Raw genomic sequence first — 12,191 nt, forward strand, 5'->3', positions numbered from 1 at the left:
CGCCCCAGCCCACCCCCCGCCCCGGTGGCCGACGCAACACCGCACCGGCAGGAAGCCGTGGCCGCGCCCAAAGCGCCGGTATCTGCGCCCGCATCGGCCGCCGCGTTCGCAACCACCTCCCCACCCGCCGAACCGCCGCCCGCCCCTTTGGCGCTGGTGGAAACCGTGGCAATGGCCGCCAGGCCGGCGCCCAGGGCCGTGGCCGAGCCGCCCGCGGGGCCGGTGGTGCCGCGTTTCAGCGAAGTGCAGCCCACGCTGGCCCGGCTGACCCGATCGATGCAGAGCGGCCTGGGCGTGCAGGTGGCGCAATGGATCCACCCCACCTTCCGCAACACGCGCGAAGCGCAGGCCTTCGTCTACGCCTTTCAGGACCGGCTGGCGGGCTACCGCGTGGCCGACATCCCGCTGATGACGACGCGGAGCTGGGAAAGCGGTGACCGGCTGGTGGTGGACATGCAACTGCAGTTCCGCGTGGAAGACATGGGGGGTTCGCAGAGCCAGCGGCCGATGAATGTGCAGGCGCACTTCGTCCAGCGCGATGGCAAGGCCACCCTGGTGCAACTGATGGTGCCGTCGCGATGAGTGTTTCCGTTTCTCCCCAGGCGGCCATGGGCCCGAAGCTGCTCGGCGGGCTGGCGCTGGTGCTGGCCCTGTGGCTGGGCTGGCAGGCCTGGGTGCGCAATCTCGACGAAGCCTGCCGCCTGAACGAATGGCCGTATCTGGCGCGCTGCGCCACCCAGCACGACGCCCCGCCGGCAGCGCAGGCCGCCGCCTTGTTGCAGCGGCTGGCGGACAACCCGGGCGATTCCAGCGCCGCCGTGGCGCTGGCCGTGCTGGCCAGCGAGCAGCCCGACGGCCGCGTTGCGGGGGTGGACGCCGACGCCGCGCTGGACGCGGCCCTGAAAGCGGCGCCGCAGAACGGCGCCGTGCTGAGCCTGCAAGCCAGCCGCGCGCTGCGCCAGCAACAGTGGACGCAGGCGCTGGACCCGCTGATCCGCCTGACCCAGTTCCACCAGAGCAACGCCGCCGCCAGCCTGATCGGGCAACTGATGGCCAACGCCGCGCAGGCGCCCGGCCTGCAGCAGGCCCTGGAAGCCGCCGCCCAAGCCGACGGGCGCTGGCTCGCCCGCGTGATCTACCAGATGCCCAAGGACAAGATTCCGGTGGCCCACGCCATGCCGGCGGTGGCGCAGGCCATGGCCCATGGGCGGCTGGACACGGCGCTGGGGCGTTTTCTGATCCAGCGCCTCAAGGCCGACGGCCAGTGGCTGGAGGCCTACGGCGTGTGGCAACACCTGTGGAACCGGCCGCTGGCGCTGCTGTTCAATGGCGACTTTGAACAGGCCTTTCTGCCGGGCGGCTTCGACTGGGAACCCGGCCAGAACAACGCCCACCGGGCCGGCGCACAGGTGATGCGGGCTGGCCGCAGCGACCGCGGCCAGGTGCTGCAGGTGAGCTTCACCGGCCGCCCCATGGCCGCCTACGTGGTGCGCCAGGACATGCTGCTCACGCCGGGCATCTACCGGTTTTCGGGCGACTACCGCGTCAGCGACCTGCGCAGCCAGCAGGGCCTGGCCTGGGTGTTCGCCTGCGCCAGCGGCAACCGGGAAATTGCCCGCACCGCACCGATGCTGCCCGAAGGGCGCAACTGGCAGAGCCAGACGCTGGACTTCACCGTGCCGCCCGACTGCGGCCTGGGCGTGACGCTGTCGCTGCGCACGCAAGCCCCCTACGAGGCCACGGCCGGCATGCGCGGCGACGCGCTGTTCGACCGCCTGCGGCTGGAACGCCGGGAAGGAGGCAGCCCGCCATGATCGACCTGCACAGCCACATCCTGCCGGGCATCGACGACGGGGCCAAAACACTGGCCATGGCGCTGGAGATGGCCCGCATGGCGGTGGATGACGGCATCCACACCATGGCCTGCACGCCGCACATCTACCCGGGCATGTACATGAACGACGGCCCGGGCATCGAGCGGCACCGCAACAACCTGCAGCGCGTGCTGGACATGCAGGGCATCCCGCTGAAGCTGGTGGTGGGTGCCGACGTGCACCTGGTGCCCGGCCTGCTCGACGGGCTGCGCGACGGCCGCATCCCGACCCTGCACCGCACGCGCTACTTTCTGCTGGAGCCGTCGCACACGACGCCGCCGCCGCGCTTCGAGGATTCGGTGTTCGACCTGATCGCCGCCGGTTACACCCCGGTGATCACCCACCCGGAGCGCCTGACCTGGGTGGAAAACCACTACCCGGTGTTCCTGCGCCTGATCGAACAGGGCGCCTGGATGCAGGTGACGGCCGGGGCGCTGACGGGCATGTTCGGCCCACGGGCGCGCTACTGGGGCGAGCGCTTCCTGAACGAGGGGCACACGCACATCCTGGCCACCGACGCGCATTCGAGCGGGCGCCGTGTGCCGGTGCTGTCGGCGGCAGTGGCCATCGCGGAGCAGGCGCTGGGCAAGGAAGAGGCGCTCAATCTGGTGGTCAACCGGCCCCGGCTGATCCTGGAAGACGTCCCCCCGGACGCCATTCCTTTACCTGAAACAGCAAGCACACGCCGTAACGGTTTGAAAAACTGGTGGAACCGGTTGTTGCATCGCAAAAACTGAGTCTTAGAATGAACTTATGGCCGGAACCTCCACTTGACCGGCATGTCCCATGCAGGTACAGTGGTCTCGACTTTGCACTTTTTTTTGGGGGTGGGAAATGAAGAAATTCGCAATCGCTTTGATGGCCATGGCCGCTTCGGCTGCCGTGATGGCCGAATCCAAGCCCTACGCCACGGTGACCTCGGTCTCCGGCGTGGTGACCGTGGCTGACAAGAGCCAGATGCTCAACGCCAAGCCCGGCATGGTCCTGAGCCAAGGCTCTTCCGTGCTGACCGGCAGCACCGGCATCGCCACGGTGCAGTTCGCCAGCGGTTGCGCCGCCACCGTGAAGCCCGGCCAGATGCTGGCTGTTCAGGAAGCCGAATGCTCGGCCTCCCACGCCCGCGCCACCGCACCGATGGTCATCGGCGGCGGCAGCAGCGCTGCCACCGGCGGTGAAGGCCTGAGCGGCATGAGCACTGGCGGCATGATTGCCATCAGCGGGCTGACCATCGTGGCCCTGCACGAACTCACCCGCGGCAAGTCCAAGAAGCTGAGCGGCGAATAAGCCCTCAGGTGCTTGGCACCCCAAAAAGGCTCCTTCGGGAGCCTTTTTTTGTTGCAGATCTACCATCCCGCACCGAAGCGGAATGTGCACAAAGTCACGGTCAGCGCGGCCAGAGCACCCACAGTTGCAGCGGCTGCTTGAGCGCCGCCGCCGTGAGGTAAGCGGGCTCGTGCCACTCCCCCCAGCCGGTGAACAGGTCGGCCCGCACAGCGCCCACGATGGCGCTGCCCGTGTCCTGGGCCAGCACCAGCTTCTGTTCGGTGAGCGTGGGGCCCGGCGTGGCCAGCCACACCGGGGTGCCGTAAGGAATGCTCTGCGGGTCGACCGCGATGGAGCGCCCGGGCGTCAGCGCCACCCCTTGCGCCCCTTTGGGACCAAAACGGGCGTCCAGTTCGGACAGGACTTCTTCGCGGAAAAACACGGTGCGGGGGTTGCGCCAGAGCAGGTCGTTGACGCGCGCCGGGTTGGCACGGGCCCAGGCCCGGATGGCTTCCCACGAACCTTCGCGGATGGCGCCCTGGTCCAGCAGCCAGCGGCCCACGCTCTGATACGGGTGGCCGTTGTGGCCGGCAAAGGCCAGGCGCACCTGGCGGCGCTGGCCGTCGGGTTCGGTGATGTTGATCCGGCCGGAGCCCTGGATCTGCAGCACCAGCGCATCGATGGGGTCGGCCAGCCAGGCAAGGGCGCGGCCGCGCAACGCGACCTGGGCCGCTGGCAGGGTGTCGATTTCCTGGCGGCTGTACCAGCGCTGCCCGCTCAGACCCGGAGGCGGCGCGTACAGCGGCACCCGGTAGGTGGCCGAGGGTTGGCGGCTGGCGTCGAGCACGGGTTCGTAATAGCCCGTGAGCAGGCCGGCGGGCGGGCTGCCGTCGGTTTCGGCGACGCGGTAGGGCTGAAAACGCCGTTGCACCCAGGCCTGCTGTTCGGCCAGCGAGGCGATGGAGAGCTGGCGCACTTCGGTGCACAGGCCGAGCTGGCCGGGCATGCCGGCCGCATTGGGCCGCTCGCAGCCCTTGAGCCAGGCGTTCCAGGCGTCGTAGAGGTTGTCCTGGCCCCAGCCGGGCAGATCGGCCCAGCGCACGGGCAGCCACAGGCTCTTGCCGCGCGGGATGGCGGGCGGCAAGGGGCCGTCGTCGGCCGGAACTTGTGTGCCGCCGCCCACTCGTTCAGGGTGCGGGGTGGGTTCGGGCAGCAGCGCGCAAGCCGCGAGGCTGCCTACAATGCCCGCGACCAGCAGGGTGCGCCCGACACGGCGCCAGCCTGATTCCGTTTCCCGGGGTTGCCCGCCAGCCTCTTTGCCTGTTTGCCTGCCCATGCTCTTGTTGTTGGTTGAAGCGCTGCTGGCGCTGGTGTTGCTGATCTTCATCGTGTGGTGGACCATGTTCTCCGGCCGCAAGCAGGGCGAGGTGCCCGGTGGCGATACGCGCGAAACGCCGTCAGGGTCCGCGCCGCCGGCACCGCCGGACCACGAGCCTCCACGGACCTGAAACGCGAGGCCGGCCCTCACAGACCGCGCAGGGCATTGGCGAGTTCCACCGCGGACTTGACGTTCATCTTGTCGAACACGCGCGAGCGGTGCACTTCCACCGTGCGCACGCTGATGTTGAGCCGGTCGGCAACCAGCTTGTTGGGCAGGCCTTCGATCACCAGGCGCATGACGTCGCGCTCGCGGTCGGTCAGGCTGTCGACCCGCTGGCGCATGTTCTGCACGGCCTGGCGCTCGGACAGCACCTGGGCCGAACGGTCGAGCGCCTGTTCGACACGGTCGACCAGGGCGTTGTCGGAAAACGGCTTTTCGCAGAAATCGAAGGCACCGCGCTTGACCGCGTCGACCGCCGTGGGCACGTCGGCGTGGCCGGAGAGGAAGATCACCGGCATGGCCGCCTGCCAGGGCAGTTGCAGCAGCTGCTCGAACAGCGCCAGCCCGCTCATGCCGGGCATGCGCACGTCGAGCAGCAGGCAGGTGGGCACATCGGGCTCGCGCGCGCCGGCCTGGATGTCGGCCCAGAAGGCTTCGGCGCTGTCGAAGCCGACGGACAGCAGGCGCCGCGTGCGCAGCAGCCAGGCAAGGGCCTCGCGCACGCCAGCGTCGTCATCGACCAGGTAGATGCGGGCGTCGGTGTGCGGCGTCATGCCTCTATATTAGCGAGGCGCCCCGCCCCATCGGGGAGGCCCAACCCCACCCTCTGCCCATGACACCTCTCGAAGCCCGGTTTTGCACCGAATGCCAGCTCGATCCCACCCGGGTCGGCGGTGGGCTGCTCAGTGACGATCCGGTGATCGAACGGCGCAGCCCGGTGCGCATCGCGGGCGCAGGCTTCGACGACCGGCGGCCTGTGCTGGCGCAACTGGAGGCGCTGGAGATCACCGAACCGGCCCGGTTCGCGAACGCGGTCATCAAGCTGGCGAACGCCTATGCGCTGGCGAAAAGCGCCGGCATTGCGCAGGTGGTGCACCCCGGCTTCGAGTTCCTGCCGGACGACTGCCAGGTCGGCCCCGTGCGCTTCGTGACCCGGTGCAGCGCCGGTGCGCGCGTGTTGCAGAACAACTTCTACTACACCCCGCCGCTGGCGCCGTTGTACGCCCGGTGCATGCCGCTGCGCCGGGCGGTCGACGCGTTGGGTGCCTGCATGACGCTGCCCTGCGGAGACCGGGCGCCGCCGCCCGCCGACGATGCTCACCTGTTCATCCACCTGAGGGCCGGCGACGTGTTCGGCGAAGGCGTGGTGCACCCGCTCTATGCCCAGCCGCCGCTGGCCTTTTACCAGCGCGTGCTGGCGGCGCGGCTATGGTCGCGCGTGACGCTGGTGCGCGAGGACGACCGCAACCCGATCACCGCCCCGCTGATCGGCACGCTGCAGGCGATGGGCATACCACTCCACCAGCAAAGAGGCACGTTGCGCGAGGACCTCGAAACCCTGCTGACCGCGCGCCACCTGGTGATCGCCCGGGGCACGTTCATCTACCCGCTCCTGATCTGGTCGCGTGCGCTGCAGCAGGTTTATGCCTTTGACAGTTTCAGCGCCAGCGAATGGTGCTTTTTTCCGGCGGAGCAATACATCGCCCTGCGCGAGCGCGACGGTGACGGTCTGCCGGCCGACGCGGCGTTCCAGGTCCGGGTGCTGCGGGACCGGACGGGCCGCTACCGCGAACAGGTGCTCCGGCGCTGGCAGAACAGCCCGGCGCAGCGGCAGATGATGCTGGACTACCCGGTGACCGACATCAGCGGCTAGGCCGCCGGCAGCGTGAAGCGGAAAACGGTGCCGCGTGGTTCGGCGGGCTCGTGGCTGAGCGCGCCGCCGTGCTGCTCGACCACCGTGCGGCACAGCGACAGCCCCAGGCCCATGCCTTCGGTCTTGGTGGTGAAGAACGGCGTGAAGAGCCGCTCGACAACATCGGCGCTGAGGCCCTGCCCGTGGTCGGTCACCGCAAACTCCACCCATTGCTTGCGGGGCGGCAGGCCCTCGCCTTCGGCCGGCGTGCCGCCCAGTGCACGCACGGTGCGCACCGCGATGCCCAGCACGCGCAGGCCGGAGCGCAGCGGCGGATCGCCGTCGGGCATGGCCTGCATGCCGTTGCGCGCGAGGTTGAGCAGCACCTGTTCGACCATGGTGCGGTCGCACGCAACCGCGGGGCACCCGGGTTCGATGCGGACCTGCACGCGAACGCCAATTTTTTTGGATTGCAGGGCCAACAAGGGCTGGATGGCGTCGATCAGCAGGGCCGGCGGCACGGCTTCGCGCGAACGCTCGCGGCGCCGCACGAAGTCGGCCACGCTGCGGATGACGCGGCCCGCGCGTTCGGCCTGCTCGGCAATGCGGCGGATGCCTTCGCGCAGTTCGGCCACCGGCACGGCATCGCCATCGGCCAGCAGGTTGAGCGAGCCGGTGGCATAGCTGGCCATGGCGGCCAGCGGCTGGTTGAGTTCGTGGCTCAGCAGCGACGCCATTTCCCCCATGGTGGCCAGACGGGCGGTGGCCTGCAGCCGCTCCTGCGAGGCGCGGTTGAGTTCTTCGGCGCGGCGCTGCTCGGTCTGGTCGATGACCGCGCTCATCCACCCGGTCTGCACGCCGCGCGCGTCGATCAGCGGCGCCTCGATGATGAGCACCGGCACGCGGGTGCCGTCGCTGCGCTGGAACACCGATTCCCAGCCCTCGCGGGGCAGCGCCTGGCCGGCCAGGCGCACCGCCTGGCGCTGCTGGTATTCGCCCACCAGTTCGGGCGGCCACCAGGGCGCGGGCAGTCCGCTGCCAATGAGCTCTTCGGCGCTGAAGCCGACGATCTGGCAGAAGGCGGGGTTGACGTAGGTGACGCGGCTGTCCATGTCGCGGGCGCGCAGGCCGGTGACCAGCGAGTCCTCCATGGCCTTGCGGAACGCCAGCGCTTCGGCCAGTTCGGTCTCGGCCTGCTGGCGGCGGCGGATGTCGCGCCCGAGCAGGAACAGCACCGCCAGCAGCGCCAGCGACAGCACCCCCACCACGGCGGTGAGCACGTTGGGGAACAGCGCGTAGGCCACACGCGGGCTTTCCAGACGCACCATCAGCGTGTGGCCCTGCAGGTCGAGCAGGCTGTTGGCCACCAGGGTGCGGCGCGTGCTGGTGGCGGTGCTGTAGAGCGCCAGGCGGGTGCCGTCGGCTTCGGTGAACGCGAGGCCGCGGTTGCGGATGAGGTTGCGGCTGGTCAGCTCGGACAGCAGACCGGGCAGCGAATAGGTGATGACGGCAAAACCGCTGGCAGCCCCGGCCCGCACCACGGGCATGCACATCTCCATGAGTTCCATGCCCTGGCCGCCGCTGAGCGGCCAGAAATAGCTGGCAGCGAACGCCGGGCCCGAAACCCGGCGGGCGCTGTCGCAGGCCTGGCGCACGTCGACCAGGGCCTGGTCGCGCGGCAGGGCGCGAAACAGATCGGGCTGGAAGGTGGAATCGCGCGCCGCGAGCAGGCGCAGGGCGTTGTCGCGCCACTCGATGCGCACCATTTCCCGGTGCTGGAACAGCACCTCGGCCGCCGCATGCTCCCAAGCTTCGGGGGTGCCCGCAATGTGGTGCAGGGACTGCAGGGTCTGCACGTTGCGCAGCAGGCCGCTGCGGATGTCGCTGGAGAGCGCCGCGGCATCGGCTTCGAGCGCCGTCTGGTCCCTGCTCTGCTCGTACTCGGTCGCCAGGAACACCAGCACGGCCAGCAGCACCAGCACCAGGGCCAGCAGCAAGCCCCACAGGAGCCAGCGGCGCGAGCGGAAAAACAGCTTCATGCCCGGCCCCGGGCAGCCCGCGCGCCGCGCCTCACAGTTGGCGGTGCTGCAGGGCGGGCAATTGCTGGCGCACCTGGTGCAGGCGCTCGATGTCGATGTCGGCCAGCACCACGCCCGGGCCGGCCGATTGCAGGGCGAGCACTTCGCCCCAGGGGTCGATCACCATGCTGTGGCCCCAGGTGCGGCGGCCGTTTTCGTGCGTACCGCCCTGGGCGCTGGCGATGACGAAGGCCTGGTTTTCGATGGCGCGGGCACGCAGCAGCACCTCCCAGTGCGCCTGGCCGGTGGTGTAGGTGAAAGCGGCGGGCACCAGCAGCACGTCGGCCGCGAGCACGCGGTACAGCTCGGCAAAACGCAGGTCGTAGCACACGCTCTGGCCCACGCGCCAGAGCTGGCCGGATCGGTCCTGCATGTCGAAGGTGGTGGGCGTGTCCCCGGCCTTGAGCACCGCGGCCTCGTCGTAGGCTTCGCGGCCGTTGTCGTAGCGGAACAGGTGGATCTTGTCGTAGCGGCTGACCTTCTTGCCCTTGGAGTCGTAGCTCAGCGAGGCGTTGGCCGCGTGCTGCGGATCCTCGGTGGCCATGGGCAAGGTGCCACCGACGACCCAGAGCTTGAGGTCGCGCGCCGCGTCGGAGAGAAAGTCCTGCACCGTGCCCAGGCCGGGCTGTTCGGCCAGCAGGAGCTTGTCGGTGTCCTGGTGGCCCATGAAGCAGAAATACTCGGGCAGCACGGCCAGCTCGGCGCCGCACTGGGCGGCCTGGCGCAGCAGGCGCAGGGCTTCACTGAGGTTGGCGTCGAGGCTGATGCCCGACACCATCTGGATGGCGGCAACTTTCATGGGCGACTCCTGATGATGGCCGCATTGTGCCGCCTCAGCGCGATGCGGGTGGCGGGGCGCCCGGCGCAGCCGCTGCGGCCGCCGCCGGCACGCTGCGCTCCACCTTGTCGACCTTGGGGTCGGCCCAGTGACCGGTGATGCGGAATTCCTGCGTGGCCGCCGACTGCAGCGGCTGGCGCAACAGGAACTGGGCAAAGAAGGTGCCCAGGCCCACGGCCGGGTTGATGGCGGTGGCGATCAGCGAAGCCGTGCCGGCGTTGAGTTCGGGCACGACGACGACCTTGAGGTCCTGCGTTTCGCGCGCGATGTCGGCCTGCCCCTCCATCAGCACGGCGGCGTTGACGCCCTTCATCTGCAGGTTGTTGGTGGCGACCACGCCCTGGGTGAGGCTGGCGTCGCCGCGCACGAAGTCGAAGGCAAACCCTTCGGAGAACACGTCGCGGAAGTCCAGCACCAGCCGGCGCGGCAGGGCCTGCAGGCTGAGCACCCCCAGCAGCTTGGCCGCGCCGGGTTCGACCTTGAGGAACTGCCCGGACGCGATGTCGGCCTTGAGCTGCCCGGACAGGCTGGGATAGTCGATCTTGAACGGCGAGCCCAGCCAGCCGATGTTGCCTTCGATGCTGCCCCGGCCTCCGCGCACGGTGCCCTCGCGGCCGAAGCGCGTGAGCAGCTTGCCCGAGTCGGCGATGTCGAGCCGGAAGTTCAGCGCCATGCGCCGCTGTTCGGAGGCGCCGGTGGCGACCCAGTTGCCCGTGGCGTTGAAGCTGGCCTCGGGCACGGCAAAGTGCAGGCGGTTCAGACGCCACTCGCGGTTGCGGGGGCCGCCCCGGTTGACGGCCTCGATTTCCACCCGGCCCAGACGCCGTTCGTCGAGCACGAAATCGTCGACCGCGATGTCCAGCGCGGGCACGCTGCTGGGTTGCTGCAGGATGGCCTCGACGTCGCTGGCATCGGCCGGCGCCAGCACCAGGCGCGCCAGCCGGGCGTACACGCTGCCCGCCCCCGCGGCTCCCCCACCGCCGGGCTGGCGGTATTCGACGTAACCATTGAGTTCGCGGGCGTCGATGTTGGCGCGCCAGAGCTGGTCTTCGCGCGAGCCACCGATGACCACGTCGCGGAAGGTCCGCCCGTCGACCGTGACCCGGTCGGCGGACGCGGCCAGCACGGTGGGCAGGTAGGCCTGACCGTCGGTGGCCGCAGCGGCCCGGTCGGCGGTCGCGGCGCCGGCTTCGGACGGCGGTGCGCTGTCGAGTTCGCTGAACACGCGCTGCCAGGCGTCGACGTCGATCTCGCGCAGCCGGGCATTGGCCAGCACGCCCTGCGGCGGCACGGGCGCGGCCTCGTCGGCGGCCAGCCCGAGCCCGATGCTGCCGCGCAGCACGCGCGATACCGGGGTGGTGACGTCGCGCTCGTAGCGCAGGCTCAGGTGCGAGGCCCCGCTGGCGCCCAGATCCACGGACATGCGGTCGGTGGTGGCCTCGGGCGCGTCGTGCGGCCCGCGGAAGGCCAACACCTCGTTGCGGTAATGCAGGGGCAGCGCTGCGGCCGGCGCCTTGTCCAGCGGCGCGGGCAGGGCAAAACCCATGCCCTGCAGGCTGCTTTGCACGTCGACTTCGGCCACACCGCCGCGGAAGGCCAGGCGCGCGGTGTAGGCCGCGCTGCCCTGGGCCTTGGCGAACAGCCGCGAAACAAAGCCGAGCTGGCCGTCGCGCAGGCCTTCGGCCGTGGCCGTGCCCTGCCCGCTGAACAGCAGGCGCGCCGGGCCACCGGCCGGGTCGGGCTGCATGCCCCCTTCAAAGCGGGCCTCGCCGCCGTACAGGCGCGCCCGGCCACCGGTGACCTGGAAGCCCCGCTCGCTGAAGGCCAGGCTGCCGGTGGCGTTGGCCATGAGGGGCGAGTCGGGCGTGATCTGCACGTCGTTGCCGGTGAACTGCGCCGTGCCCTTGACCTTGCTGTGCCGGAGATCGTCGATGGGCAGCTGCAGGTCGAAACGCACGTCGGCCGGGCCGGTCATGCGCGCCTGGGTGAGCGCCTCGCCGGTGAGCGTGTTCAGCGGCGTCTTGCGCACCATGTCCAGCACCTCGCCGGCCGGGCCCCGCGCGTGGGCGCTGACCTGGACGGTGGGCGCGTCGACCAGGTTGGCGATGGTGATGCGGCCATCGGTCAGGCGCACCTGGGGCGCGCCTTCGACGCCCGACTGCACCTGCGTGAGCTGCAGGCGCTGGCGGTCGAGCACGAGCTGGGCGTCCAGGCCTTTGAGCACGTGCCAGGGCGCTTCGCCGGCTTCCTGCAGGAACGGGGGCACGAAAGCGAAGTCGACGCCCTTGAGCGCAGCGCTGATGCGGAATTCGCCCCGCGTGCCCGGCAGGTCGAACGGCACGTCGTAGACGTCGCCCTTGATGCGGAAATCCACCTGGCCGGCGCCCCCGCCGCGCACCGCCTCCTGCACGTAGCGGCGCACCTCGGGCGCCACCACCAGGGGCAGGTAGCGGTGCACGCGGGAGGCGTCGGCCCGGGTCAGGCGGGCGGTGAGGTCGAGAATGCCCGGAAAGCGCGAGCGCGCCGAGCTGGTGGCGGGGTCGGCGGTGGTCCAGTGGGCGCTGGCCGTGCCCTGGGCATCGGCATTGGACAGGCTGGCGTCTTCGAGCCAGACGTCGATGCGCTCGCCGGCCACACTCCAGCGCAGCCGGCCGCGCAGGCTGTCCAGCGCCAGGTTGGGGTCTTCGAACACGTCGGGCAGTTGCAGCACGCCCTGGTCGATGGACAGGTCGGCCCGGCCGCCGTTCTGGTCCAGCTCGAAGCGGGCCGTGGCGCCCTGCACGCCGGGCCGGCCGGGCACGGGGTGGTCGCCGAACTGCGAGCGCTCGCCGCTGGGTTTGCCCGCCAGCGCCAGCCCGACGACACGGCCGCTGGCGCGGTAGCTCAGGGGCACGGCAGCGGCCGT

10 protein-coding genes and 1 pseudogene are annotated in these 12,191 nt (G+C 70.3%); 6 read left to right on the forward strand and 5 right to left on the reverse strand.

Annotated elements, in window-relative coordinates; genetic code table 11:
• From QQK43_RS21350 to QQK43_RS21365, 4 genes and pseudogenes are all read left to right on the forward strand, one after another.
• Window positions 1-582: pseudogene (locus QQK43_RS21350) on the forward strand (hypothetical protein); the annotation flags it as partial.
• Window positions 579-1,814 (forward strand): hypothetical protein, encoded by a 1,236-nt coding sequence (locus QQK43_RS21355; RefSeq protein WP_284309382.1) that lies wholly within the window; start codon window positions 579-581, stop codon window positions 1,812-1,814. The pseudogene QQK43_RS21350 and the gene QQK43_RS21355, both read left to right, overlap by 4 nt.
• A complete protein-coding gene (locus QQK43_RS21360; RefSeq protein ID WP_284309383.1) occupies window positions 1,811-2,611 on the forward strand; it encodes a tyrosine-protein phosphatase in 801 nt (266 codons plus the stop codon). The genes QQK43_RS21355 and QQK43_RS21360 overlap by 4 nt, the downstream gene beginning before the upstream one ends.
• Before the next feature lie 97 nt (window positions 2,612-2,708).
• Window positions 2,709-3,158 (forward strand): hypothetical protein, encoded by a 450-nt coding sequence (locus tag QQK43_RS21365; RefSeq protein WP_284309384.1) that lies wholly within the window; start codon window positions 2,709-2,711, stop codon window positions 3,156-3,158.
• A 100-nt stretch (window positions 3,159-3,258) separates the two neighbouring features.
• Here QQK43_RS21365 and mltA read toward each other — a convergent pair whose 3' ends face one another.
• On the reverse strand, window positions 3,259-4,539 hold the full coding sequence (gene mltA / locus QQK43_RS21370) for a murein transglycosylase A (protein WP_284309385.1): 1,281 nt from the start codon (window positions 4,537-4,539) through the stop codon (window positions 3,259-3,261).
• On the opposite strand from mltA, the gene QQK43_RS21375 reads away from it, so the two are divergent.
• A complete protein-coding gene (locus QQK43_RS21375; protein ID WP_284309386.1) occupies window positions 4,472-4,645 on the forward strand; it encodes a hypothetical protein in 174 nt (57 codons plus the stop codon). The two genes, mltA and QQK43_RS21375, sit on opposite strands and share 68 nt — an antisense overlap.
• A 16-nt stretch (window positions 4,646-4,661) precedes the next feature.
• Here QQK43_RS21375 and QQK43_RS21380 read toward each other — a convergent pair whose 3' ends face one another.
• Complete coding sequence (locus QQK43_RS21380; RefSeq protein ID WP_284309387.1) at window positions 4,662-5,291, reverse strand: response regulator transcription factor; 630 nt, start codon at window positions 5,289-5,291, stop codon at window positions 4,662-4,664.
• A gap of 59 nt (window positions 5,292-5,350) precedes the next feature.
• On the opposite strand from QQK43_RS21380, the gene QQK43_RS21385 reads away from it, so the two are divergent.
• Window positions 5,351-6,391: a hypothetical protein gene (locus QQK43_RS21385; protein ID WP_284309388.1), complete on the forward strand. Its 1,041-nt coding sequence runs from the start codon at window positions 5,351-5,353 to the stop codon at window positions 6,389-6,391.
• On the opposite strand, the gene QQK43_RS21390 is transcribed toward QQK43_RS21385, so the two are convergent.
• The 3 genes from QQK43_RS21390 to QQK43_RS21400 all read right to left on the reverse strand — a co-directional run.
• On the reverse strand, window positions 6,388-8,409 hold the full coding sequence (locus QQK43_RS21390) for a two-component system sensor histidine kinase NtrB (protein WP_284309389.1): 2,022 nt from the start codon (window positions 8,407-8,409) through the stop codon (window positions 6,388-6,390). The two genes, QQK43_RS21385 and QQK43_RS21390, sit on opposite strands and share 4 nt — an antisense overlap.
• Window positions 8,410-8,440: 31 nt before the next feature.
• Entirely contained in the window at window positions 8,441-9,247 is an 807-nt protein-coding gene (locus QQK43_RS21395; RefSeq protein WP_284309390.1) for a carbon-nitrogen hydrolase family protein, read from the reverse strand.
• A 34-nt stretch (window positions 9,248-9,281) separates the two neighbouring features.
• Window positions 9,282-12,191: YhdP family protein (locus QQK43_RS21400; protein ID WP_284309391.1), on the reverse strand; the 2,910-nt coding region annotated here is incomplete at its 5' end.

Source organism: Hydrogenophaga electricum, assembly GCF_030160815.1.
Classification (GTDB): Bacteria; Pseudomonadota; Gammaproteobacteria; order Burkholderiales; family Burkholderiaceae_C; genus Hydrogenophaga; species Hydrogenophaga electricum.